Consider the following 25,484-nt stretch of genomic DNA (forward strand, 5'->3'; position numbering starts at 1 on the left):
TCAGCGCAGTTGGTTCATCCGTTCGATCACCTGGCGGGTGATGTCGAGTTGCGGTTTGACGTCGATGACGGCGGCGCGGTCCAGAACCAGGTCGTAGTTGCCCTTCTTGAGCACATCGGCAACGGCCTGGTCGAGCTTGGGCTTGAGCTGCTGCAGGGTTTCCTGGTCACCACGCGCCTTGGCTTCGTTCAACTCGCGGGACTGAGCCTGGAAGTCACGAGCCTTCTGGCGGAACTCCAGCTCCAGGCGCTCACGCTCGGCGGTGGACAGCTTGTCGCCTTCCTTGGTCAGGCGATCCTGCAGACGCTTGGCGTCGCTTTCCAGGGTCTTCAGCTTGTTGAGATCCGGACCGTATTTCTTCTCGGCGTCCACGGCGTAGCGCTTGGCGGCATCGGACTCGAGCAGCGCCATCTGGTAGTTCAGTACGGCGATCTTCATTTCGGCAAAAGCCGGGGCAGCCACCAGGGCGGAGGCCAGGAGAACCAGCTGGGTGAGTTTACGCACGGTGTACTCCAGGGTTGGGTGGATCAGAAGGTTTGACCAAGGGAGAACTGGAAGACCTGGGTGTCGGAGTCTTCCGGCTCATTGATCGGCTTGGCCAGGCTGAAGCTCAGCGGGCCCAGCGCGGTGATCCAGGTCAGGCCGACGCCGACGGAGCTGGCCATGTTGCCGATGTCGATGTCGCAGCTCGGATCGTTACGGTTCTTCTGGGACGCACTGCAGTTGGTGTCGAATACGTTGCCCACATCGACGAACAGGGTCGTGCGCAACGAGCGCTGGTCCTTGACGAAGGGCAGCGGGAACAGCAGCTCGACGCCACCCTGGATCAGCACGTTGCCGCCGAAGGGCAGCGGGTCCTGATCGGGATCGGTGACACGGCCGTACTGGTCGCGAACGCTGTAAACGATATCCCCGTTGGCATCGCGGACCACGCTCGGCGTACTGCGGGGGCCCAGGCTGCTGTCCTCGAAGCCACGCACAGAGTTGAAACCGCCTGCGTAGTAATGCTCGTAGAACGGCAGGCCTTCGCTGTCACCAAAGCCGTCGCCATAACCCAGCTGGGTATGGAAACGCAGCGCATACTTGTCACCCAGCGGCGCGAATATCTGCCCGCGGTAGTCGATCTTGTAGAAGGACAGGTCGCTGCCCGGCAGCGTGGCTTCGACGTAGAGGCTCTGCGAATGGCCGCGGGTGGCCAGCACGCCCCGGTTGAGCGCCGATTGCGACCAGCCGATGTTGGCCTTGAAGTTGGTGTAGCTGTCGCCCTCGCCTTCGATGAACTGGACGATTTCGTCGACCGTATACAGACCGGTCTGAATCTCGTCCTGCTGCGCCGAGAGCCCGTAGCTGAGGCGCGAGTACTCGCTGATCGGGTAACCAAAGGTCAGGCCCACGCCCAGGCTGTTCACCGAGTAGCTGGAGATGCTGTAGTCCAGCTCGTCATAGTCGGTGCTGCGGTAGAAGGCGTTGTAGCCGAGGCTGACGCCGTCGGGTGTCCAGTACGGGTCCAGGAAGCTGAAGTTGTAGCGTTCCTGGTATTCGCTGCGGGTCAGGCCGAGGCTGACGCGGTTGCCGGTGCCGAGGAAGTTGTTCTGGCTGATTGAGCCGCCGAGGATCAGGCCGGAGTTCTGGGCGAAGCCGATGCTCGCCATGATCGAGCCGGACGGCTGCTCCTCGACCGTGTAGTTCACGTCGATCTGGTCGTCGGTACCTGGAACCGCCGGGGTCTCGACGTTGACTTCCTTGAAGAAGCCCAGGCGCTCGAGGCGTGCCTTGGACTGGTCGATCAGGTAGGTGGAGGCCCAGCCGCCTTCCATCTGGCGCATCTCGCGGCGCAGCACCTCGTCCTCGGTCTTGGTGTTGCCGCGGAAGTTGATGCGGTTGACGTAGGCGCGCTTGCCCGGATCGACCACGAAGGTGACGGTGACCGAATTGTCATCCGCGTGGGTCTCGGGCACGCCGTTGACGTTGGCGAAGGTATAGCCTTCGTTGCCCAGCCGACGGGTCAGCAGCTCGGAGGTGGTGGTCATCACCCGGCGCGAGAACACTTGGCCCGGCTTGACCAGCAGCAGCGCTCGAATTTCCTCCTCGGGCACCTTGAGGTCGCCCGAGAGGCGCACGTCACGCACGGTGAACTTCTCGCCCTCGTCGATATTGACGGTGATGTAGACGTTCTTCTTGTCCGGCGTGATGGACACCTGGGTCGAGACGATATCCATGTTGATATAGCCGCGGTCCAGGTAGAACGAGCGCAGGCGTTCCAGGTCGCCGGAGAGCTTTTCGCGGGCGTACTTGTCGTCGTTCTTGAAGAACGAGGCCCAGTGGCTGGCCTTCAGCTCGAACAGGTCGGTGACTTCCTCATCGGAAAAGACGCTGTTGCCCACCACATTGATGTGCTGAATGCTGGCGACGCTGCCCTCGTTGACTTCGATCTTCAGCGCCACACGGTTGCGCGGCTGCGGCTCGACCTTGGCGACGATCTCGGCGGAATAGCGGCCCTGGGCGACATACTGGCGTTGCAGCTCGTTGCGCACGCCTTCGAGGGTGGCCGGCTGGAAGATCTCGCCCTCGGCCAACCCGGATTGCTGCAGGCCGCGCAGCAGGTCTTCGGTCTGGATCGCCTTGTTGCCTTCGATCTCGATGCTGGAAATCGACGGACGTTCGACCAAATCGATGACCAGCGCATTGCCGTCGCGACCCAGGCGGATGTCCTGGAAGAAGCCGGTGCGGAACAGCGCGCGCGAAGCATCCACCAGGCGGCGCTCGTCGACCTTTTCGCCAACGTTCAACGGCAACGCCGCAAAGACGCTGCCGGCAGAGACCCGCTGCAGGCCGTTGACACGAATGTCGTTGACTACGAAGGACTCCGCGTGGGCCTCGGCGATCAGGAGGGCGGCAATCGCCGCAGGTAGCAGGCGTTTCATGAAGTCCTTTTTTAAAACTGATTATGTGACTGCTGAACGTCAGAACTGCGGCTCACAGCCGCCCCAGATCATTGAACAAGGCCAGCAACATGACCCCTATGACCAGCGCGATGCCGATCTGCATCCCCCAGGCCTGGACCTTTTCCGGCAGCGGTTTTCCTCTTGCCCATTCGTAGAGATAGAAGAGCAGGTGTCCGCCATCAAGCACGGGAATCGGCAACAGGTTGAGAATGCCCAGGCTGATGCTCAAATAGGCAAGGAAATTCAGGAAATCCGCCAGCCCGGACTGGGCCGAAGTGCCGGCCACTTTAGCAATGGTGATCGGACCGCTCAAGTTTTTTACCGAGAGCTCCCCGAACAGCATCTTGCCCAGTGAATCCAGGGTCAGCTGGCTCATCGACCAGGTGCGCTGCACGCTCTGCCAGACCGCATCGAGCGGACCATAACGAATCTCGCGAAGCATTTCCGCTGGCCAGTCCACACCGCTCACCCCGGCGCCCAGATAGCCCTGGCGAGCCTCGCCTTCACCACGGCCAGCCAGCTGCACCTCGACTGCCAGTGGCTGGCCTGCGCGCTCGACTTGCAGCACCACCTGCTGATCCGCACGCGCCCGCACCCGCTCCACCAGATCCTGCCAGTCGCGCAGGGCGACGCCATCCAGGCTGAGCAGACGGTCTCCCGTGCGCAGGCCGGCAGCCTGCGCCGGCCCGCTCGGATCGATATGCGCGAGAACGGCCGGAACGGCCGGACGCCAGGGTTGCAGGCCGAGCGAGCCGATCGGGTCCGGCTCTTCGACACCGCGTTGCCAGGCATTCAGGCTGATCTGGTAGTCATGCTCGACGGTGCTGTCCGGCTCGCTGACCCGTACCTGCAGCACGCCGGTTTCGCCCAGCCGGCGAACCAGCTGCAGATTGACCGCACCCCAGCCATCGACGGCCTTGCCGTCCACCGCAAGGATCTCCTGCCCGGCCTGCAGTCCAGCCTCCGCGGCCGGCGTTCCCGGTAGCACCTGCCCGATCACCGGGCGCACCTGCTGGGTGCCGAGCATGGCGATCAGCCAGAAGAACAGCAGGGCCAGCAGGAAGTTGGCAATCGGTCCGGCGGAAACGATGGCGAAGCGCTGACGGACGGATTTGCGGTTGAAGGTCTGGCCGAGCAGCTCTGTCGGCACCTCGCTTTCCCGCTCGTCCAGCATTTTTACATAGCCACCCAGCGGAATGGCGGCCACCACGAACTCGGTGCCGTGGCGATCGTGCCAGCGCAGCAACGGCGTGCCGAAGCCCACCGAGAAGCGCAACACCTTCACGCCACACCGGCGGGCAACCCAGAAGTGGCCGAACTCGTGGAAGGTCACCAGCACACCCAGCGCAATCAGGGTGCCCACGATCATGTATACAGCGCTCATCGTAATCCTCCGCGGCGAGTCCCTGCCTCAACGACTTCCGGTACTGCCGGACGGCTAGCAAGCATGCCGCTGCAGCCATTCCTGTGCCCGCACACGGGCCAGATGGTCGGCATGCAGAACTGCCCGAAGGTCTTCGACAGCCACCACGGGCTCGGCGTTCAGTACGCTTTCAATGATTTGTGCAATGTCGGTAAAGCGGATACGCCGCTCGAGAAAGGCGGCAACCGCCACCTCATTGGCCGCGTTCAGCATCGCCGGGGCGCTGCCGCCGATCTGGGCGGCTTCGCGGGCCAGGCGCAGACAGGGGAACCGCGTTTCATCCGGCGCCTGGAAGTCCAGACGTGCGACCTTGAACAGGTCCAGCGGCGCCACACCGGTGTCGATGCGCTCCGGCCAGGCCAGGGCATGACCGATCGGCGTACGCATGTCCGGATTGCCCAGCTGGGCCAGCACAGAACCGTCTACATAGTCGACCAGCGAATGGATCACGCTTTGCGGATGAACCACCACTTCCACCTGCTCGGGACGCGCATCGAACAACCAGCAGGCTTCGATCAGCTCGAGGCCCTTGTTCATCATGCTCGCCGAGTCCACGGAAATCTTGCGCCCCATCGACCAGTTGGGATGGGCGCAGGCCTGCTCGGGCGTGACATCGCTCAGCGCTGCGGCCGGCATTTCGCGGAACGGGCCGCCGGACGCGGTCAGCAGGATGCGGCGCACGCCCACTGCGGACAGCCCGCGGGCGTAATCGCCGGGCAAGCCCTGGAAGATAGCGTTGTGCTCGCTGTCGATGGGCAACAGCACCGCACCATGCTCGCGCACCGCCTGCATGAAGAGCGCGCCGGACATCACCAGCGCTTCCTTGTTGGCCAGCAGCACACGCTTGCCGGCCTGCACGGCCGCCAGGGTCGGACGCAGGCCGGCGGCGCCGACGATCGCAGCCATCACCGCATCCACCTCAGGGTGACCGGCGACCTCGCACAACCCATCCTCGCCCGCCAGCACCCGGGTTTCCAGGCCCGCGGCCTGCAGGCGCTCCTGCAGGTGCCGCGCGGCGGCCTGGTCGGCCACCACGGCAAAGCGCGGCTTGTGCTTCAGACACAGGGTTTCCAGTTCGACGAGACGCGAATGCCCGGTCAGCGCAAAGACGCGGTAGCGTTCGGGGTGCCGCGCCACGACGTCCAGGGTACTCAGGCCGATGGAGCCGGTAGCACCCAGCACGGTAATCCATTGAGGTTTCACAGGGTTCCCCAACCAGCAGCCCAGAGCAGGACCGCGAACACCGGAACGGCCGCGGTCAGGCTGTCGATGCGATCCAGCACGCCGCCGTGCCCGGGCAGCAGGTTGCTGCTGTCCTTCACCCCGGCCTGGCGCTTGAACATGCTTTCAGTCAGATCACCGACCACCGAGATCAGCACCACCACAGCGGCGCCCAGCATGGCCAGCAGCAGATCGCTGGGCAGCCAGTCGCGATAGAGGCCGACGCCCAGCGTCACCAGCAGACTGGCCAGCAGTCCACCGAACACCCCTTCCCAGCTCTTGCCCGGGCTGACTTTCGGCGCCAGCTTGCGCTTGCCGAACGCGCGACCGGAAAAATAGGCACCGATATCGGCGACCCACACCAGCACCATCACCGCCACGATCAGCCAGTTGCCCAGCGGCCACTGCTTGAGCAGCAGCAGGCCCTGGAACGCCGGCAGCAGGATCAGCAGGCCGATCAGCAGCTGCACCGGCTGGGCGCGCCAGGCTTCGGCGCTGGCCGGGTAGCGCAGCACCGCCCAGATCGCGGCCAACCACCAGAGCATCCCCAGCACCAGCACCGGCACCGCCAGCTGCGGAAAGCGGAACAGCCAGCTCGCCAGGATCACCACGACCAGCGCGTAGGCGATACGCAGCTTCTGGGCCTGCAGACCGGCCAACCGCGCCCACTCCCAGGCACCAAGGGTGATGACGGCGCCGATGAACAGAGCGAACCACTGGCCTTCCAGCAGGAAGAAACCCGCCAGCGCAACCGGCAGCAGGATCAGGGCGGTGATAATGCGTTGTTTCAACATCCGCGAGAGTCCCCAGCCACCTGGTCTCCGGTCTTGCCGAAACGTCGCTGCCGGGTGGCGAAATTGGCCAGCGCCTTGCGCATGGCCTCGTGTTTGAAATCCGGCCAGTAGAGGTCGGAGAAATACAGCTCGCTGTAGGCCAGTTGCCAGAGCAGGAAGTTGCTGATGCGGTGCTCGCCGCCGGTGCGGATGCACAGGTCGGGCAACGGCTGACCGGCGGTGGCCAGGCAGCCCTCCAGCATCGCTGCATCGATCTGCTCGGCGCGCAACTCGCCCGCCTGCACCCGTTCGGCCAGTTGCCGTGCGGCCTGGGTGATATCCCACTGGCCGCCATAGTTGGCAGCCACCTGCAGGAGGAAGCGGCCTTCGCTGGCCAGCGCCTCGGCCTCGGCCATGGCGGCCTGCAGCTCGGGGTGGAAGCGCGAGCGGTCGCCGATGATGCGCAGGCGAATGCCGTTCTGACTCAGCTTGCGCGCCTCGCGGCGCAGGGCCGTGAGGAACAGTTCCATCAGCGCGCTGACTTCGTCAGCGGGACGCTGCCAGTTCTCGCTGGAGAACGCGAACAGCGTCAGCACCTCCACGCCCGACTCGACGCATACCTCGATGACGGCCCGCACCGCGTCGACGCCGGCCTTGTGGCCGGCGACACCGGGCAGCAAGCGCTTCTTGGCCCAGCGATTGTTCCCATCCATGATGATCGCCACATGCCGCGGTACTGCCGGCTGGGTTTCCTGGTTGTGCTTGCTCATGCTGGTTCCTGCAGACCTCAAACGGCCATCAGGTCGGTTTCCTTGGCTTCCAGAGCCTTCTCAACCTCGGCGACGAACTTGTCGGTGAGCTTCTGCACCTCGTCGGCGGCGCGGCGCTCGTCGTCTTCGCTGATTTCCTTTTCCTTGACCAGATCCTTGAGCTGAGCCAGCGCGTCGCGCCGGATGTTGCGGATGGCCACACGGGTGTTCTCGGCCTCGCCACGCGCCTGCTTGGTGTAGCCCTTGCGGGTTTCCTCGGTCAGCGGCGGCATCGGCACGCGAATGGTGGTGCCAGCGGTAGCCGGGTTCAGACCCAGGTCAGAGGTCATGATCGCCTTCTCCACGGCCTGGATCATGCCCTTGTCGAACACGGTCAGCGCCAGGGTGCGGGAGTCCTCGACGGTGACGTTGGCGATCTGGCGCAGCGGGGTGTCGCTACCGTAGTAGGAGACCATCACGCCATCCAGGATGCTGGGGTGGGCGCGACCGGTACGGATCTTCGCGAAAGCGGTCTTGAGCGACTCGACGCTCTTTTCCATGCGGCTCTGCGCATCCTGTTTGATCTCGTTGATCATACGTTCGACTCCTCGATCAGGGTTCCTTCGGCGCCGCCCAGAACGATGTTCAGCAGGGCGCCAGGCTTGTTCATGTTGAAGACGCGCAGCGGCATCTTGTGGTCGCGGACCAGGCAGATGGCCGTCAGGTCCATGACCTCCAGCTTGCGGTCCAGTACGCCATCATAGGTCAGGCGCTCGAACTTCTCGGCATTCGGATCCTTGAACGGATCAGCCGTGTAGACACCGTCCACCTTGGTGGCCTTGAGCACCACATCCGCATCGATCTCGATGGCGCGCAGGCAGGCTGCCGAGTCGGTGGTAAAGAAGGGGTTGCCGGTGCCGGCGGAGAAGATCACCACTTCGCCGCTCTTGAGGTGGCGCATGGCCTTGCGGCGGTCGTAGTGGTCGGTGACGCCGACCATGGAAATGGCCGACATGACCAACGCAGGGATGTTGGAGCGTTCCAGGGCGTCACGCATGGCCAGCGCATTCATCACGGTGGCCAGCATGCCCATATGGTCACCGGTGACGCGGTCCATGCCCGCCGCCGACAGCGCGGCACCGCGGAACAGGTTGCCGCCGCCGATCACCAGACCGACCTGGACGCCGATACCGACCAGTTGCCCGACCTCCAGCGCCATACGATCCAGCACCTTGGGGTCAATCCCGAAATCCTCAGACCCCATCAGGGCTTCGCCGCTGAGTTTGAGTAGGATGCGTTTATAGCGAGGTTGACCACTCACCTGCTGTGCCATTGCGTATCTCTCCTGCGGCGTTTTGCTGTTCTTGCAGGCCTGGCCTGCGAATGGGTGCCCGTGAGACCACCCAAATACCGGACACGTCCGGCTGAAACGGTTTTGCGTCCCCTCTTTGACGAAAAGGCCGCACGCGTGAGCGGGCAGCCTCTTCGGGGCGACAGTTCGAAAACCGTCAGACTTGTTACTTGGAAGAAGCCATCTGGGCAGCTACTTCGGCAGCGAAGTCTACTTCGACCTTCTCGATGCCTTCACCTACTTCGTAACGCACGAAGGAGACGATTTCAGCGCCGGCCTTCTTGGCCAGCTCGCCGACCTTGACTTCCGGATCCTTGACGAAGGCCTGCTCGACCAGGCTGGCTTCGGCCAGGAACTTGCTGATACGGCCCTTGACCATGTTCTCGACGATGTTTTCCGGCTTGCCGGCAATCTTCTCGGCGTTCAGCTGCAGGAAGATTTCCTTTTCCTTGGCGATCAGCTCGTCGGAAACGTCGGAGGGGTTCAGAACGGCCGGGTTGGCGGCAGCCACGTGCATGGCGATGTCGCGAGCCAGCTCCGGGTTACCGCCCTTCAGGCAGACCAGGACGCCGATACGGTGACCGTGCAGGTAGGCACCCACCACGTCGCCTTCCACGCGGGTCAGACGGCGGATGTTGACGTTTTCACCGCACTTGGCAACCAGGGCCTGGCGCGCTTCTTCGCGATCAGCGACCAGCGGAGCGGCGTCGGTGTAGCCCGCAGCGAACGCCTTGTCCAGGCTCTCGGCGACGAAGGTCTTGAAATCGGCCTGCAGGGCCAGGAAGTCGGTCTGGGAGTTGACTTCCATGATGACAGCGGTCTTGTTGTCATCGGAAACCTTGGCGGCGATGGAGCCTTCGGCGGCAATGTTGCCAGCCTTCTTGGCGGCCTTGATGGCGCCGGAAGCACGCATGTCGTCGATGGCCTTCTCGATGTCGCCATTGGCGGCAACCAGGGCCTTCTTGCACTCCATCATGCCTTGGCCGGTGCGCTCACGCAGTTCTTTGACGAGGGCTGCAGTAATCTCTGCCATGTTCGCGATCCTCAGGAAAGGGATTGATTCGTTTGCTTGCCCGCCAGGCGGGCCAGTCGATTCGGGAGTGGCGAAAAAGGGGGCCTAGCCCCCTTTTTTCGCTTGACGCTTCGCTCAACGGTGTCGAGCTATCAGCCAGCGGCGGCTTCGGAAGCAGCTTCTTCGACGAACTCGTCGCCAGCGCCACCGTTCTGCTTGCCACGCAGCACAGCGTCGGCCATCGCGCCCAGGTACAGCTGGACTGCGCGGATGGCGTCGTCGTTACCGGGGATGATGTAGTCCACGCCTTCCGGGCTGCTGTTGGTATCGACAACGCCGATGACCGGGATGCCCAGCTTGTTGGCTTCGCTGATGGCAATACGCTCGTGGTCGACGTCGATCACGAACAGCGCGTCCGGCAGACCGCCCATGTCCTTGATACCGCCCAGGCTGCGCTCGAGCTTCTCGAGGTCGCGGGTGCGCATCAGGGCTTCCTTCTTGGTCAGCTTGTCGAAGGTGCCGTCCTGGGACTGGCCTTCGAGCTCGCGCAGACGCTTGATGGAGGCGCGGATGGTCTTGTAGTTGGTGAGCATGCCGCCCAGCCAGCGGTGGTCGACATAGGGCATGCCGCAACGGGCGGCTTCTTCGGCAACGATCTTGCCAGCGGAACGCTTGGTGCCCACGAACAGGATCTTGTTCTTGCCGGCAGCCAGCTTCTCAACGAAGGCCAGAGCCTCGTTGAACATCGGCAGGGTCTTTTCCAGGTTGACGATGTGAATCTTGTTGCGCGCACCGAAGATGTACTTGCCCATCTTCGGGTTCCAGTAACGGGTCTGGTGGCCGAAGTGCACACCGGCCTTCAGCATATCGCGCATGGTGACTTGGGACATGATCGTTCCTCTATAAGTCGGGTTAGGCCTCCACGCATCCCGATCTCCAACCCTTTCGGGCACCCAGGAAACCGTGTCGACGCGTGTGCGGATTTGATCGCCTGACGGGACCACCCCGTCGAGCGGCGCGTTTTATAGCATAACGAGCAATCGGAAGCTAGAAGGGCCGGCGCTGGCGCGCGGCTTTTTTGCCGACCCGGCCGGCCGCGCCAGCCGCCCGACGGCAATCGCTTTGGTTTATCATTTCGCTTCCTTGTATTGCAGAGCGCGCCGCCGAGCGCCGGAAAGAGATCCCCCATGACCGTGTCCATCAAGACCCCGGAAGAAATCGAGAAGATGCGCGTCGCCGGCCGCCTGGCCGCCGAGGTGCTGGAAATGATCGAGCCCCACGTCAAGGCCGGGGTCACCACCGAGGAGCTGGATCGCATCTGCCACGACTATATCGTCAACGTTCAGCAGGCCATCCCCGCCCCGCTCAACTACCACGGCTTTCCCAAGTCGATCTGCACGTCGATCAACCACGTGGTGTGCCATGGCATCCCCAATGACAAGCCGCTGAAGAACGGCGACATCATCAACATCGACATCACCGTCATCAAGGACGGTTACCACGGCGATACCAGCAAGATGTTCATGGTCGGCAACGTGCCGGAATGGGCCGAACGCCTGTGCCGCATCACCCAGGAGTGCCTCTACAAGGGCATCGAACTGGTGCGTCCGGGCACCCATCTGGGCGATATCGGCGAAGTGATCCAGAAGCATGCCGAGAGCCACGGCTTCTCCATCGTGCGCGAGTACTGCGGGCACGGTATTGGTGCGGTTTTCCACGAGGAACCCCAGGTGCTGCACTACGGCAAGGCAGGCACCGGCCTGGAACTCAAGGAAGGCATGACCTTCACCATCGAGCCGATGCTCAACCAGGGTCGCCCGGAAACCCGCACCCTGGGCGATGGCTGGACCGCCATCACCAAGGACCGCAAGCTGTCCGCCCAGTGGGAACACACCCTGCTGGTCACCGCCACCGGCTACGAGATCCTGACCCTGCGCAAGGACGACACCATCGCTCACCGATCGGCCTGAAACTTGCCTCAGCCGCCCATCCCGCAGTAAGGCCGCCGTCATGCTCCAGACCGATACCGAATTGTTCGACCCCAGCCAGTTCCAGGCGGAACTGTCCCTCAAGGCCAGCCCCATCGCGGCCTTCAAGAAGGCTATTGCCCGCGCCCGCGAGGTGCTGGATCACCGCTTCCTGGCGGGCCACGACATCCGCCAGCTGGTCCGGGATCGCGCCTGGTTCGTCGACCAGATCCTGCAGCTGGCCTGGCAACGGTTCGACTGGAGCAACGATGCGGCCATCGCCCTGTTGGCCGTGGGCGGTTACGGGCGTGGCGAGTTGCATCCCTATTCGGACATCGATCTGCTGATTCTGCTGGACGGCGAGGATCACGAGCTGTTCCGCGAGCCCATCGAGGGCTTCCTCACCCTGCTCTGGGACATCGGCCTGGATGTCGGCCAGAGCGTGCGCTCGGTGGACGAATGCGCCGAAGAGGCGCGCGCCGATCTGACGGTGATCACCAACCTGATGGAAAGCCGCACCATCGCCGGCCCCGAGCACCTGCGCGAACGCATGCAGGCGGTCACCAGCCCGCAGCAGATGTGGCCGAGCGAGGAGTTCTTCCTGGCCAAGCGCAAGGAACTGCGCGCCCGCCACGCCAAGTACAACGACACCGAATACAACCTGGAGCCCAACGTGAAGGGTTCGCCGGGTGGACTGCGTGACATCCAGACCATCCTCTGGATGGCCCGCCGCCACTTCGGCACCCTGAACATGCAGGCCATGGTGGCGCAGGGTTTCCTGCTGGAAAGCGAGTACGCCATCCTCACCAGCGCCCAGGAGTTCCTCTGGAAGGTGCGCTACGCGCTGCACATGCTGGCCGGCCGCGCCGAGGATCGTCTGCTGTTCGACCACCAGCGGCGCATCGCTGGCCTGCTCGGCTACAGCAATAACGACGCCAAGACTGCCGTCGAGCGCTTCATGCAGAAATACTACCGCGTGGTCATGGGCGTGGCGGAACTCAACGACCTGATCAAGCAGCACTTCGAGGAAGTCATCCTCGCCCACGACGGCGACGAGCCGCCGGTACCGCTGAACAACCGCTTCCAGATCCGCAACGGCTACCTGGAAGTGACCCACGATCAGGTCTTCGAGCGCACGCCCTTCGCCATCCTGGAAATCTTCGTGCTGCTGGCCCAGCAGCCGGGCATCAAGGGTGTGCGCGCCGACACCATTCGCCAGCTGCGCGACCACCGCTACCTGATCGACGACGAGTTCCGCGCCGACATCCGCAACACCAGCCTGTTCATCGAGCTGTTCCGCAGCAGCCAGGGCATTCACCGCAACCTGCGGCGCATGAACCGCTACGGCATCCTCGGCCGCTACCTGCCGGAGTTCGGCCAGATCGTCGGACAGATGCAGCACGACCTGTTCCACATCTATACGGTGGACGCGCACACCCTCAACCTGATCAAGCACCTGCGCAAGTTCAAGTGGCCGGAGCTGGCGGAGAAGTTCCCGCTGGCCAGCCGCCTGATCGACCAGTTGCCCAAGCCGGAACTGATCTACCTGGCCGGCCTCTACCACGACATCGGCAAGGGCCGCGGGGGCGACCACTCGGAGATCGGCGCGCAGTTCGCCGAAGCCTTCTGCGCCCGCCACCAGCTGCCGCCGTGGGACAGCCGGCTGATCGTCTGGCTGGTCAACAACCACCTGGCGATGTCCACCACCGCGCAGCGCAAGGACCTCTCAGACCCACAGGTGATCAACGACTTCGCCCAGATGGTCGGCGACGGCACGCGGCTGGATTACCTCTACGTACTGACCGTGGCGGACATCAACGCCACCAACCCGACCCTGTGGAACTCCTGGCGGGCCAGCCTGCTGCGCCAGCTCTACGACGAGACCAAGCGCGCCCTGAACCGGGGTCTGGCCAACCCGCTGGATCGCGAGGAGCAGATCTGCCAGACGCAGAGCGCCGCGCTCGACCTGCTGGCCGCCGCCGGCATCGACCCGGATGCGGCGGAACAGCTGTGGAGCCAACTGGGCGACGACTATTTCCTGCGCCACAGCGCCGACGACATCGCCTGGCACACCCAGGCCATCCTCGACCATCCGCCCGGCGGCGAACCGCTGGTGCTGATCCGCCAGACCGCCCAGCGCGAGGTGGAAGGCGCCAGCCAGATCTTCATCTACGCCCCCGACCAGCACGACTTCTTCGCGGTGACCGTGGCCGCCATGGACCAGCTCAACCTGGATATCCATGACGCGCGGATCATCACCTCGACCAGCCAGTTCACCCTGGACACCTACATCGTGCTGGACGCCGAGGACGGCCGGGTGATCGACACGCCCGAGCGCGTCGAGGAGATTCGCCGCGGCCTGATCGATGCCCTGAAGAGTCCCGACTATCCGGCGATCATCCAGCGTCGGGTGACGCGCCAGCTCAAGCACTTCGCCTTCGCGCCCCAGGTGACCATCCACAACGATGCGCAGCGCGCTGTCACCGTGCTGGAGCTGATCGCTCCCGACCGCCCCGGCCTGCTGGCGCGTATCGGCAAGATCTTCCTGGACTTCGATCTTTCTCTGCAGAACGCCAAGATCACTACCCTGGGCGAGCGCGTCGAAGACGTGTTCTTCATCACCGACGCCCACAACCAGCCCCTCTCCGATCCCGAGCTGTGCGCACGCCTGCAGAAGGCCATTGTTGAACAGCTTGCTGTGGAAGGCAGTCCCGCCATCAACCTGAACCACCTCAGCATCTGACACTCCCATGAATTCAGCCCTGTCCCTGCTCCACCCCTACCCCTTCGAGAAGCTGCGCGCCCTGATGGCCGGTGCGCAGCCGCCGGCCGACCGGTCGCACATCGCCCTGTCCATCGGCGAGCCCAAGCATGCCGCGCCGGCTTTTGTCGCCCAGACGCTGGCCGCGCACATGGACCAGCTGTCGGTCTATCCGGCCACCCTGGGTTCGCCCGCCCTGCGCGAAGCCATCGTCGCCTGGTGCCAGCAGCGCTTCGGCGTACCGGACGGCTGGATGGACGCCGGGCGCCACGCGCTGCCGGTCAGCGGTACCCGCGAGGCGCTGTTCTCCTTCGTGCAGGCGGTGTTCAACCGCGAGCAGGGCGGGCTGGTGGTCAGTCCCAACCCCTTCTATCAGATCTACGAAGGCGCGGCCCTGCTGGCCGGCGCCACCCCGCACTACCTGCCATGCCTGGCCGACAACGGCTTCGCACCGGATTTCGATGCCGTGCCGACCGAGATCTGGCAGCGCACGCAGATCCTGTTCATCTGCTCGCCAGGCAACCCCACCGGCGCCCTGCTGCCGCTGGAAACCCTGAAGAGGCTGATTGCCCTGGCCGATGAACACGACTTCGTGATCGCCGCGGACGAGTGCTACAGCGAACTGTACTTCGACGAGAACAGCCCGCCGCCCGGCCTGCTCAGTGCCTGCGTCGCGCTGGGGCGCAGCGACTTCAAGCGCTGCGTGGTGTTCCACAGCCTGTCCAAGCGCTCCAACCTGCCGGGCCTGCGCTCCGGTTTCGTGGCCGGCGACGCCGAGATCCTCAAGGGCTATCTGCTCTACCGCACCTACCATGGCTGCGCCCTGCCCGGCCATGTCCAGCTGGCCAGCGAAGCGGCCTGGAAGGACGAGGCACATGTGCGCGCCAACCGCGCCCTGTACCGGCAGAAGTTCGATGCGGTGCTGGACATCCTCGCGCCGGTACTCGACGTGCAGCGCCCGGACGGCGGCTTCTACCTGTGGGCGAAAACCCCGGGGGACGATGCCACCTTCGCCCGCGACCTGTTCGCCGCCGAACACGTCACCGTGCTGCCCGGCTCGTTCCTGTCCCGCGAGGTGGATGGCTTCAACCCCGGCGCGGGCCGCGTGCGCATGGCGCTGGTAGCGTCGCTGGAGGAATGCGTCGAGGCAGCCGAGCGCATCCGCCGCTTCCTGGCCGCCTAGGACGGCGGGCCATCCAACCCTGTAGGGCGGTCAAGGCGCAGCGTTGACCACCCCACGCACATGCGGATGCGCGCCTCACGCGCAAACAACACAACGGCGGCGCGTGGCATAATTCGCCGCCCGTCCGGCACCGGCCGCCGGCGACCGCAAGAGAATCGAAACCAATGGCTTACACCCTCTACGGCATCAAGGCCTGCGACACGATGAAGAAGGCCCGCGCCTGGCTCGACGAGCACGGCACCGAGTACGCCTTCCACGACTACAAGAGCGCCGGCATCACGCGCGAGCACCTGCAGCGCTGGTGTGCCGAACATGGCTGGCAGACCGTGCTGAACCGCGCCGGCACCACCTTCCGTAAGCTCGACGACAGCCAGAAGGCCGGCCTGGACGAAGCCCGGGCCATCGAGTTGATGCTGGCCCAGCCCTCGATGATCAAGCGCCCGGTGCTCGACCTGGGCGCGCGCACGCTGGTCGGCTTCAAGCCCGATCTGTATCGCGAAGCCATCGGCTGATTCCCCTTTACACCTGACGACCCAGAAGGAATACCGACCATGACCACCTCTCTCTTCAGCCTGGCCTTCGGGGTCGGAACCCAGAATCGTCAGGGCGCCTGGCTGGAAATCTTCTACGCCCAGCCGCTGCTCAAGCCGTCTGCCGAGCTGGTAGCCGCCGTGCTGCCGCTGTTGGACTACACCGGCGGCAACCAGGCCATCGCCATCAACAAGGACAAGGCTGCCGACCTGGCCGCCGCCCTGAAAGGCATCGACGCGGTCCAGTCCGCGCTGCTGGTGCGCCTGGCCGAAAGCCAGAAGCCGCTGGTAGCCACCCTGCTGGCGGAAGACGCCGCGCTGACCTCCACCCCGGAGGCGTACCTGAAGCTGCACCTGCTGTCGCATCGCCTGGTCAAGCCCCACGGCCTGAACCTGACCGGCATCTTCCCCCTGCTGCCCAACGTGGCCTGGACCAGCGAAGGCGCCATCGATCTTGCCGAACTGGCCGAATGCCAGCTCGAAGCGCGCCTCAAGGGCCGCCTGCTGGAAGTGTTCTCGGTGGACAAGTTCCCGAAGATGACCGACTACGTGGTGCCGAGCGGCGTGCGCATCGCCGACAGCGCGCGTATCCGCCTGGGTGCCTACATTGGTGAAGGCACCACGGTGATGCACGAAGGCTTCGTCAACTTCAACGCCGGCACCGCCGGCCCGGGCATGGTCGAAGGGCGCATTTCCGCCGGCGTGTTCGTCGGCAAGGGCTCGGACCTGGGCGGCGGCTGCTCCACCATGGGCACCCTGTCGGGCGGCGGCAACATCGTCATCAGCGTCGGCGAAGGCTGCCTGATCGGCGCCAATGCCGGCATCGGCATCCCGCTGGGCGACCGCAACACCGTGGAGTCGGGCCTGTACATCACCGCCGGCACCAAGGTGGCGGTCCTCGACGACCAGAACGCGCTGGTCAAGGTAGTCAAGGCCCGCGACCTGGCCGGCCAGCCGGACCTGCTGTTCCGCCGCAATTCCCAGACCGGCGCGGTCGAATGCAAGACCAACAAGAGCGCCATCGAGCTCAACGAAGCGCTGCACGCCCACAACTGACCTGTCACGACAGGCCGCGACCGCGACTCGCGGCCGCCGCCTGAGGTGGTACGCATGGTTCTGCATTCCCCCTGGCGCGCTGACTTTCCGGCCCTGTCGCTGTTCGAAGCCCAGGGCCAGACCTATCTGGACAGCGCCGCCACCGCCCAGAAGCCGCAGGCGCTGATCGACGCGCTGACCGGCTACTACACCAGCGGCGTGGCCAACGTGCATCGCGCCCAGCATTCGCCGGCCGAGCGGGTCACCCGCCTGTACGAGGCCGCCCGGCAGCGGGTAGCGAGCTGGCTGAATGCCGCCAGTCCGAGCCAGATCGTCTTCACCCGCGGCACCACGGAAGCGCTCAACCTGCTGGCCTACGGCCTGGAGCATCGCTTGGCGGCGGGCGATGAGATCGCCATCAGCGCCCTGGAGCACCACGCCAACCTGCTGCCCTGGCAGCAACTGGCGTTGCGCACCCAGGCCCGGCTGGTGATCCTGCCGCTGGACGCCCGGGGCGAGATCGAACTGGACGCCGCGGCCCGCCTGATCGGCCCGCGCACGCGCATCCTGGCGGTCAGCCAGCTGTCCAACGTGCTCGGCCGCTGGCAACCCGTGGAAGCACTGTTGCAACTGGCCCGGGCGCAGGGCGCGATCACCGTGGTCGACGGCGCCCAGGCCAGCGTGCACGGCCGCCACGATCTGCAGGCGCTTGGCTGCGACTTTTATGCCTTCTCCGCCCACAAGCTCTACGGGCCGGACGGTGTCGGCGTGCTCTACGGGCGCGCCGATTGCCTGGATCGCCTCAAGCACTGGCAGTTCGGCGGCGAGATGGTGCGCCGGGCGGACTTCCACAGCGCGGACTTCCATGCCGCGCCCATGGGCCTGGAAGCCGGCACGCCGCCGATCGCCGGGGTGATTGGCCTGAGCGCGGCCCTGGACTACCTGTGCAGCCTGGATGCCCAGGCCGTGCGCCGGCACGAGCAGGCACTGCTGGAGCATCTGGTGGCCGGCCTGTCGGTACGCGAGGGCGTTCGCCTGCTCGGCGAGCCCCAGGCGGCGCTGGCCAGCTTCGTGGTGGACGACGTGCACCACGCCGACCTGGCCCAGCTGCTGGGCGAACAGGGTGTCGCCGTGCGCGGCGGCAACCACTGCGCCATGCCGCTGATGCAGCGCCTCGGCGTGCCGGGCGCCATTCGCGTGTCGCTGGGGCTGTACAACGACGGCGAGGACCTCACCCGTTTCTTCGCCGCCCTGGACCAGGCGCTGGAGATCCTGCGATGAGCCTGCCACCTGCCGCACGGGCGGCGCTGGACGCCTTCGCCGGCTGTCCCGGCTGGGAGCAGCGCGCGCGCCTGCTGATGCAGTGGGGCGAACGTCTTGAACCGCTCGGCGAGGTGGAGCGCGTGCCGGCCAACCAGGTGCAGGGCTGCGAAAGCAGCGTGTGGCTGCTGGCCGAACGGCGCGAGGGCTGCTGGCACTTTCGCGCCTACAGCGATGCCCGCCTGCTGCGCGGCCTGCTGGCCGTGCTGCTGGCGCGGGTCGATGGTCTCGGTGGTGAAGAGCTGGCCCAGCTCGATGTGGCGGAGTGGTTCGACCAGTTGGGCCTGTCCCGCCAACTCTCGCCGTCGCGCAGCAACGGCATGAATGCCGTCTTGCAGCGCATGCGGGAGCTGACCCGCTCGTAGGGCGGTCGGCGTTGTTCCGGCCGCCACGGCGCGCCGGGACGGCGCGATGGCGGACAAGAAAACGTTGTCCTGCGACGCGGCGTTGGTGCCTGCCGCATCGGCGGCCGGGAAATGCGCCGACTGCCCTACGTTTTCAGGCACGGGAACGCCCACCCAGAAGGCCGCGCAGGGTGGTCAACGCAACGCGTTGGCCACCGGACGGAGCATCGGGCAGCCGTATCTACGCTGCCGCCCTAAGAAACGCCCCGCTCCGCCGGCCGGCGCGCGCCGGCTACCAGCTTCTCCACCGCCTTGGCGGCGGCGGCCATGCCGAAGCTGGCCGTGACCATCATCACCGCACCGAAGCCGCCGGCGCAGTCCAGCTTCACGCCCTCGCCGACGAAGCTCTTGCTCTGGCACACCCCGCCGTCCGGCTTGGGATAGCGCAGCTGCTCGCTGGAGAACACGCAGGGCACGCTGTAGGTGCGGCCCGGGGTTCGCGAGAAGCCGTAGTCGCGGCGCAGCAGCGAACGCACCTTGGCGGCCAGCGGGTCGTTGAAGGTCTTGTTCAGGTCGGCGATCTGGATCTGCGTCGGATCGATCTGCCCGCCCGCGCCGCCGGTGGTGACGATGCCGATCTTGCGGCGCTTGCACCAGGCGATCAGCGCCGCCTTGGCCTGCACGCTGTCGATGCAGTCGATCACGTAGTCGAGCTGCGGGGTGATGTACTCGGCCATGGTCTCGCGGGTCACGAAGTCCGCCACGGCATGCATCCGGCAGGCCGGGTTGATGGCGCGAATCCGCTCGGCCATCACCTCCACCTTGGCACGGCCGACGTTGCCTTCGATGGCGTGCAACTGGCGGTTGGTGTTGGTGATGCAGACATCGTCCAGGTCGAACAGGGAAATCTCGCCCACCCCGCTGCGCGCCAGGGCCTCGGCCGCCCAGGAACCGACCCCGCCGATCCCCACCACCGCCACATGCGCCGCCTGCAGGCGGTCCAGGCCCTCGCGGCCATACAGGCGGGCGATGCCGCCGAAACGCTGATCTTCGCTACTCATTGCCGTACCTCACGAACGGGTCGGCATTATCCGCGCGTTCAACGGAGTAATGAAGTGCACCTGCGGGCGCGTAGCGGCTTCAGTGGCGATGCTTTGTCGGGCAGAGAACTTCCGCCACCCGCTTGCTGACCAATGCTCATTGCGGTGAGGCCAAGGAGGCCGCGTTCATGAACCACCCCACCCGACCACTGCTGACCCTGGTCATCGTGGTGGCCATCGCCGCGCTGTTCATCGGCGCCTGGGCGCTGGTCAACCGCCCGATGCCCGCGCCGAATTGGCCTGAGCAAGTGGCGGGCTATTCCTTCTCGCCGTTCCGGCCCGGCCAGGACCCGCGCGACAACCGCTACCCCAGCGACGAGGACATCCGCGGCGACCTGCAGCTGGTCAGCGGCCAGACCAACAACATCCGTACCTACTCGGTGGAAGGCAGCCAGGCCGACATTCCCCGCCTGGCCGAGGAGTTCGGCCTGCGCGTGACCCTGGGGGTGTGGATCAGCACCGATCTCGAGCGCAACGAACGGGAGATCACCCGGGCCATCGAGCTGGCCAACCAGTCGCGCAGCGTGGTGCGCGTGCTGGTCGGCAACGAAGCTTTGTACCGGGGCGAAATCGAGCCCGAGGCGCTGATCGCCTACATCCGCCGCGTGCGCGAGGCGGTCAAGGTGCCGGTTTCCACCTCCGAGCAGTGGCACATCTGGCAGGAGCACCCGCAGCTGGCCCGCGAAGTGGACCTGATTGCCGCGCACATCCTGCCCTACTGGGAATTCATTCCCCGCCAGCACGCCACTGCCTTCGTGCTGGAACGCGTGCAGGACCTGAAGAAACAGTTCCCCGGCAAGCCACTGCTGCTTTCCGAAGTGGGCTGGCCCAGCAACGGCCGGGCGCGCGGCCCGGCCGAGGCCAGCCCGGCGGACCAGGCCATTTACCTGCGCACCCTGGTGAATGCGCTGAACCTGCGCGGCTACAACTACTTCATCATCGAGGCCTTCGACCAGCCGTGGAAAATGGATGACGAAGGTTCGGTGGGTGCCTACTGGGGCGTCTGGAACCTGGAGCGACAGCCCAAGTTCGCCTTCAGCGGCCCGGTGATCGCCATCCCGCAGTGGCGCCTGCTGGCCATCGGTTCGGCGGTGCTGGCCGTGCTGGCGCTGACCCTGCTGCTGATCGACGGTAGCAACCTGCGCACCCACGGCCGCGCTTTCCTGGCCCTGGTGGCCTTCGCCTTCGGCTCACTGCTGGTGTGGATGGCCTACGACTACAGCCTGCAATACGCCACCTGGTTCACCCTGACGGTGGGCGCGCTGCTCGGCGTTGGCGCCCTGGGCGTGTTCATCGTGCTGCTCACCGAGGCCCACGAGCTGGCCGAAACCGTCTGGCTGAGCCGGCGCCGGCGCCCCTTTCCGCCGGTGACCCGCGACGATGCCTACCGGCCGAAGGTGTCCGTGCACGTGCCCTGCTACAACGAGCCGCCTGACATGCTCAAGCGCACCCTGGATGCGCTGTCCCGCCTCGACTATCCGGACTTCGAGGTGCTGGTGATCGACAACAACACCAAAGACCCGGCCGTGTGGCAGCCGGTGCAGGCCCACTGCGAACGGCTTGGTCCGCGCTTTCGTTTCTTCCACGTCGCACCGCTGGAAGGCTTCAAGGGCGGCGCCTTGAACTGGGTGCTGCCGCACACCGCGCCGGATGCCGAAGTGATCGCGGTGATCGACGCCGACTACTGCGTGGAACCCGACTGGCTGCGGCACATGGTGCCGCACTTCGCCGACCCGAAGATTGCCGTGGTGCAGTCGCCGCAGGATTTTCGCGACGGCGAGGAAAGCACCTTCAAGCGCCTGTGCTACGCGGAGTACAAGGGCTTCTTCCACATCGGCATGGTCACCCGCAACGAACGCGACGCCATTATCCAGCACGGCACCATGACCATGACGCGCCGCAGCGTACTGGACGCGCTGGGCTGGGCCGACTGGTGCATCACCGAGGATGCCGAGCTGGGCCTGCGGGTGTTCGAACAGGGTTTATCGGCGGGCTACTCGGAGCGCAGCTACGGTCGTGGCCTGATGCCCGACACCTTCAGCGACTACAAGAAACAGCGCTTTCGCTGGGCCTACGGCGCTATCCAGATCATGAAGCACCACGCCCGTTGCCTGCTGCTCGGCAAGGACTGCCAGCTGACGTCCGGTCAGCGCTACCACTTCATCGCCGGCTGGCTGCCGTGGATCGCCGACGGGCTGAACATCTTCTTCACCCTTGGCGCGCTGCTGTGGTCGGCGGCGATGATCATCGTGCCGCAGCGCGTCGATCCGCCGCTGCTGATCTTCGCCCTGCCGCCGCTGGCGCTGTTCGTCTTCAAGGTCGGCAAGATGCTCTACCTGTACCGCCGCGCCGTGGGCGTGAGCCTGACCGATGCGCTGTACGCGGCGGTGGCCGGGCTGGCGCTGTCCTACACCATCGCCAAGGCGGTGCTGTTCGGCTTCGTCACCCGCAGCATCCCCTTCTTCCGCACCCCCAAGCTGGCCAGCCGCTCGGGGCTGTTCAAGGCGCTGGCGGAGGCGCGCGAGGAGGTGTTCGTCATGCTGCTGCTGTGGTGCGCAGCGGCGGGCCTGCTGCTCACCGAGGACAACCCGGGCGGCGACCTGTACTTCTGGGTGCTGGTGCTGCTGGTGCAGTCGCTGCCCTACCTGGCGGCGCTGATCATGGCATTGCTGTCCTCGCTACCGGCCCGCGAGCGGGTGGAAACACTGGCCACCGAGGGCTGACGGCGACGCGCGGCTTTCCTTTAAGATACGCGCCCGATTCGCCAACCCACCGTGGAGCCCTCATGAGCACCCTGTCCCCCACCCTGGAACTCGCCTGCGAGCTGATTCGCCGTCCCTCGGTCACGCCGCTGGACGAGGGCTGTCAGGAGCTGATGATGCGTCGCCTGGAAGCCTGTGGCTTCGCCGTCGAGCCGATGCGCATCGCCGAGGTGGACAACTTCTGGGCGCGGCGCGGCGGCGAAGGCCCGGTGCTGTGCTTCGCCGGCCATACCGACGTGGTGCCCACCGGCCCGGAGGCCAAGTGGCAGCTCAGTCCGTTCGAGGCGCAGATCGACGCCGACGGCATGCTCCGCGGCCGTGGCGCGGCGGACATGAAGGGCAGCCTGGCGTCGATGATCATCGCCGTCGAGCGCTTCGTGGCCAACCATCCGAACCATAAGGGCGCCATCGCCTTCCTGATCACCAGCGACGAGGAAGGCCCGGCCGAGCATGGCACCAAGGCGGTGGTGGAGCGCCTGCGCGCGCGTGGCGAGCGCCTGGACTGGTGCATCGTCGGTGAGCCCTCGAGCACCGAGCGCCTCGGCGACGTGGTGAAGAATGGCCGGCGCGGCTCGCTGGGCGCCGTACTCACCGTGCGCGGCAAGCAGGGCCATGTGGCCTACCCGCACCTGGCGCGCAATCCGATCCACCTGGCCGCCCCGGCGCTGGCCGAGCTGGCCGCCGAGCACTGGGACGATGGCAACGCCTTCTTCCCGCCGACCAGCTTCCAGATCTCCAACATCAACGGCGGCACCGGCGCCACCAACGTGATCCCCGGAGAGCTGCAGGTGGTGTTCAACTTCCGCTTCAGCACCGAATCCACCGAGGACGGCCTCAAGCAGCGCGTGGCAGCGATCCTCGACCGGCACGGCCTGGACTGGAGCATCGACTGGTCGCTGTCGGGCCTGCCGTTCCTCACCCAGCCGGGCGAACTGCTGGATGCCGTGGCGGCGAGCATTCGCGAGATCACCGGCCATGACACCACCCCGTCCACCAGCGGCGGCACCTCGGACGGGCGCTTCATCGCCACCCTGGGCACCCAGGTGGTCGAGCTGGGGCCGGTCAACGCCACCATCCACCAGATCGACGAGCGCGTGCTGGCCAGCGATCTGGATCTGCTCACCGAGGTCTACTACCAGACCCTGGTGAAACTGCTGGCGGCCTGACCATGCTGATCTGTCCCCTCTGCCAGGGCGCGCTGCACAACGTCGACAACGGCGTGGCCTGCCCGGCCGGCCACCGCTTCGATCGCGCCCGCCAGGGCTACCTGAACCTGCTGCCGGTACAGCACAAGAACAGCCGCGACCCCGGCGACAACCAGGCCATGGTGGAAGCACGCCGGCGCTTCCTGGACGGCGGCCACTACGCGCCGCTGGCCCGGCGCCTGGCGGAACTGGCGGCCGGCTACACGCCGCGCCGCTGGCTGGATATCGGCTGCGGCGAGGGCTACTACACCGGGCAGATCGCGGAAAAACTGCCCGAGGCCGACGGCTACGCGCTGGACATTTCCCGCGAGGCGGTCAAGCGTGCCTGCCGGCGTGCGCCGCAATTGACCTGGATGGTCGCCAGCATGGCCCGCGTGCCGCTCGCCGACGCCAGCTGCGACCTGCTGGCCAGCGTGTTCAGCCCGCTGGACTGGCTGGAAGCCCGCCGCCTGCTGGCGCCAGGCGGCGGCCTGCTGCGCATGGGGCCGACCCAGGAGCACCTGCTGGAGCTGCGCGCGCGCCTGTATGACGAGGTGCGCCCCTACGACGACGCCAAGCACCTGACGCAGATTCCGGACGGCATGGCGCTGGCCCACAGCGAGACCCTCGAATACCGCCTGCGCCTGGGCGACGCCCAGGCCCGCGCCGATCTGCTCGCCATGACGCCCCACGGCTGGCGCGCCACCGCCGAGCGCCGCGCCGCCGTGGTGGATGCGCCGCTGGAGGTGACGGTGTCGATTCGCTATGACTGGATCACGCGCGGTTAGGCTGTTTTTTGGTTTTTGTGGCGGACTTGTCCGCGAGCTCTTGGTGCAGGCTGCGCCTGGCCGGTCGCACCTAGCCGGCCGCCCCTAGCCGGCCGCCCCTAGCCGGCCGCCCCAAAGCTCGCGAATGAATTCGCTCCCTCGGGGCTCCGTGCAGGCCGCTGCTTGTTTGTGGGAGCGGACAGCCCGGTACAGACATCGCCGCAACAGGATAAACTCCGCCCACTTTCCGCCCTTCTTCAGGATCGCCCTTCATGCGCCAACCGGACATCGAGATCTATCTCAAGGACGCCGATCAGCAGGCCGTGACCGCCTGGCTGGAACAGGCCATCGGCCCCTGCACGCCCTGGCAACGCAAGGGGCAGACCTTCAAGTGCCTCAGCGGCGATATCGAGGTGACCTGGCTGCCGCAGGCGGTGGGCAAGTGGCACAGCCTGTACCTGGAAAGCGACGCCACGCCCTGGGCGGACGACCTCGCCTGCGCGCAGGCGGCCCATGCCGCGCTGGGCGTGGAAGTACGCTGCTCGCCGGGGAGCTGGGATGAGAAGCAGGGGGAGGAAGACGCCGACCGCTGGCTGCGGGTCAGCGACGAGGGCGTGGCAGAGATTGCCTGGCGCACGGGCTGACGAAAGGATCGGCCGCCATCCGACGGCCCGACCCTGATGGAAGCACTGCTCGACACGCTTACAGCAAAAAGCCCGCCGGAGGGCGGGCTTTTTGCTTAGTCAGAGTGCGGCAACGTCTTCGGCCTGCAGGCCCTTCTGGCCCTGAATGACGGCGAACTCCACCTGCTGTCCCTCGGTCAGGGTGCGGTGACCTTCGCCACGAATGGCACGGTAGTGGACGAACACATCAGCGCCGCCCTCACGCTGGATGAATCCGTAGCCCTTGGCGTCGTTGAACCACTTGACGGTGCCCAATTCACGATTAGCCATCTTTACCACATCTCCAACTAAGCAATTTTTATTAGTAGGGGCCCCCTGGAATCCATCGAGGGGCCAGTGCGTTCCATGATGCCGGCGAGACTCAGCTCCCCACT

23 protein-coding genes are annotated in these 25,484 nt (G+C 65.7%); 11 read left to right on the forward strand and 12 right to left on the reverse strand.

Features of this window, described 5'->3' with window-relative positions; translation table 11 throughout:
* The 10 genes from AS93_RS0103025 to rpsB form a co-directional block, all read right to left on the reverse strand.
* Positions 1–504 (reverse strand): OmpH family outer membrane protein, encoded by a 504-nt coding sequence (locus AS93_RS0103025; RefSeq protein WP_027589214.1) that lies wholly within the window; start codon positions 502–504, stop codon positions 1–3.
* Positions 505–527: 23 nt separating this feature from the next.
* Complete coding sequence (bamA, locus tag AS93_RS0103030) at positions 528–2,924, reverse strand: outer membrane protein assembly factor BamA (protein ID WP_027589215.1); 2,397 nt, start codon at positions 2,922–2,924, stop codon at positions 528–530.
* Positions 2,925–2,976: 52 nt separating this feature from the next.
* Positions 2,977–4,329, reverse strand: a complete 1,353-nt coding sequence (gene rseP / locus AS93_RS0103035; protein WP_027589216.1) for a sigma E protease regulator RseP — start codon at positions 4,327–4,329, stop codon at positions 2,977–2,979.
* Between the two features lie 54 nt (positions 4,330–4,383).
* Positions 4,384–5,571, reverse strand: a complete 1,188-nt coding sequence (gene ispC / locus AS93_RS0103040; RefSeq protein ID WP_027589217.1) for a 1-deoxy-D-xylulose-5-phosphate reductoisomerase — start codon at positions 5,569–5,571, stop codon at positions 4,384–4,386.
* Positions 5,568–6,383, reverse strand: a complete 816-nt coding sequence (locus AS93_RS0103045; protein WP_027589218.1) for a phosphatidate cytidylyltransferase — start codon at positions 6,381–6,383, stop codon at positions 5,568–5,570. Before AS93_RS0103045 ends, ispC begins: the two co-directional genes overlap by 4 nt.
* Positions 6,377–7,132, reverse strand: a complete 756-nt coding sequence (gene uppS, locus AS93_RS0103050; protein ID WP_027589219.1) for a polyprenyl diphosphate synthase — start codon at positions 7,130–7,132, stop codon at positions 6,377–6,379. The genes AS93_RS0103045 and uppS overlap by 7 nt, the downstream gene beginning before the upstream one ends.
* 17 nt (positions 7,133–7,149) lie before the next feature.
* Positions 7,150–7,707, reverse strand: coding sequence for a ribosome recycling factor (gene frr, locus AS93_RS0103055; protein WP_027589220.1), 558 nt, complete (start codon positions 7,705–7,707; stop codon positions 7,150–7,152).
* Complete coding sequence (gene pyrH, locus AS93_RS0103060) at positions 7,704–8,444, reverse strand: UMP kinase (protein WP_027589221.1); 741 nt, start codon at positions 8,442–8,444, stop codon at positions 7,704–7,706. The genes frr and pyrH overlap by 4 nt, the downstream gene beginning before the upstream one ends.
* Positions 8,445–8,628: 184 nt before the next feature.
* Positions 8,629–9,495 carry a translation elongation factor Ts gene (gene tsf / locus AS93_RS0103065; RefSeq protein ID WP_027589222.1) on the reverse strand — a complete coding sequence of 289 codons (867 nt, stop codon included), beginning with the start codon at positions 9,493–9,495 and terminating at the stop codon, positions 8,629–8,631.
* 131 nt (positions 9,496–9,626) lie between these two features.
* Entirely contained in the window at positions 9,627–10,364 is a 738-nt protein-coding gene (gene rpsB / locus AS93_RS0103070) for a 30S ribosomal protein S2 (RefSeq protein WP_027589223.1), read from the reverse strand.
* 297 nt (positions 10,365–10,661) lie between these two features.
* On the opposite strand from rpsB, the gene map reads away from it, so the two are divergent.
* The 7 genes from map (at position 10,662) to AS93_RS0103105 (ending at position 18,635) form a co-directional block, all read left to right on the forward strand.
* Positions 10,662–11,444 (forward strand): type I methionyl aminopeptidase, encoded by a 783-nt coding sequence (map, locus tag AS93_RS0103075; protein ID WP_027589224.1) that lies wholly within the window; start codon positions 10,662–10,664, stop codon positions 11,442–11,444.
* Between the two features lie 40 nt (positions 11,445–11,484).
* Positions 11,485–14,184, forward strand: a complete 2,700-nt coding sequence (locus tag AS93_RS0103080) for a [protein-PII] uridylyltransferase (protein WP_027589225.1) — start codon at positions 11,485–11,487, stop codon at positions 14,182–14,184.
* A 7-nt stretch (positions 14,185–14,191) separates the two neighbouring features.
* Positions 14,192–15,385 carry a succinyldiaminopimelate transaminase gene (gene dapC / locus AS93_RS0103085; protein ID WP_027589226.1) on the forward strand — a complete coding sequence of 398 codons (1,194 nt, stop codon included), beginning with the start codon at positions 14,192–14,194 and terminating at the stop codon, positions 15,383–15,385.
* 164 nt (positions 15,386–15,549) lie between these two features.
* A complete protein-coding gene (locus tag AS93_RS0103090; protein WP_027589227.1) occupies positions 15,550–15,897 on the forward strand; it encodes an ArsC family reductase in 348 nt (115 codons plus the stop codon).
* A gap of 39 nt (positions 15,898–15,936) precedes the next feature.
* Entirely contained in the window at positions 15,937–16,971 is a 1,035-nt protein-coding gene (gene dapD, locus AS93_RS0103095) for a 2,3,4,5-tetrahydropyridine-2,6-dicarboxylate N-succinyltransferase (RefSeq protein ID WP_027589228.1), read from the forward strand.
* Positions 16,972–17,025: 54 nt separating this feature from the next.
* Positions 17,026–18,231: an aminotransferase class V-fold PLP-dependent enzyme gene (locus tag AS93_RS0103100; protein WP_027589229.1), complete on the forward strand. Its 1,206-nt coding sequence runs from the start codon at positions 17,026–17,028 to the stop codon at positions 18,229–18,231.
* Positions 18,228–18,635, forward strand: a complete 408-nt coding sequence (locus tag AS93_RS0103105; RefSeq protein WP_027589230.1) for a SufE family protein — start codon at positions 18,228–18,230, stop codon at positions 18,633–18,635. Before AS93_RS0103100 ends, AS93_RS0103105 begins: the two co-directional genes overlap by 4 nt.
* Before the next feature lie 233 nt (positions 18,636–18,868).
* On the opposite strand, the gene tcdA is transcribed toward AS93_RS0103105, so the two are convergent.
* Positions 18,869–19,675 (reverse strand): tRNA cyclic N6-threonylcarbamoyladenosine(37) synthase TcdA, encoded by an 807-nt coding sequence (gene tcdA / locus AS93_RS0103110; protein ID WP_027589231.1) that lies wholly within the window; start codon positions 19,673–19,675, stop codon positions 18,869–18,871.
* A gap of 167 nt (positions 19,676–19,842) precedes the next feature.
* Here tcdA and AS93_RS0103115 point away from each other — a divergent pair, with 167 nt between their 5' ends.
* The 4 genes from AS93_RS0103115 (at position 19,843) to AS93_RS0103130 (ending at position 25,071) form a co-directional block, all read left to right on the forward strand.
* Complete coding sequence (locus tag AS93_RS0103115) at positions 19,843–22,437, forward strand: glycosyltransferase (RefSeq protein ID WP_027589232.1); 2,595 nt, start codon at positions 19,843–19,845, stop codon at positions 22,435–22,437.
* Positions 22,438–22,499: 62 nt separating this feature from the next.
* Positions 22,500–23,642: a succinyl-diaminopimelate desuccinylase gene (gene dapE, locus AS93_RS0103120; protein ID WP_027589233.1), complete on the forward strand. Its 1,143-nt coding sequence runs from the start codon at positions 22,500–22,502 to the stop codon at positions 23,640–23,642.
* A 2-nt stretch (positions 23,643–23,644) separates the two neighbouring features.
* Positions 23,645–24,448, forward strand: coding sequence for a putative RNA methyltransferase (locus AS93_RS0103125; RefSeq protein WP_027589234.1), 804 nt, complete (start codon positions 23,645–23,647; stop codon positions 24,446–24,448).
* Positions 24,449–24,699: 251 nt separating this feature from the next.
* Positions 24,700–25,071 carry a hypothetical protein gene (locus tag AS93_RS0103130; RefSeq protein WP_027589235.1) on the forward strand — a complete coding sequence of 124 codons (372 nt, stop codon included), beginning with the start codon at positions 24,700–24,702 and terminating at the stop codon, positions 25,069–25,071.
* 99 nt (positions 25,072–25,170) lie between these two features.
* On the opposite strand, the gene AS93_RS0103135 is transcribed toward AS93_RS0103130, so the two are convergent.
* Positions 25,171–25,380: a cold-shock protein gene (locus AS93_RS0103135; protein WP_027589236.1), complete on the reverse strand. Its 210-nt coding sequence runs from the start codon at positions 25,378–25,380 to the stop codon at positions 25,171–25,173.
* Between the last annotated feature and the right edge of the window lie 104 nt (positions 25,381–25,484).

Source organism: Pseudomonas sp. RL, assembly GCF_000647775.1.
Taxonomy (GTDB): domain Bacteria; phylum Pseudomonadota; class Gammaproteobacteria; order Pseudomonadales; family Pseudomonadaceae; genus Serpens; species Serpens flexibilis.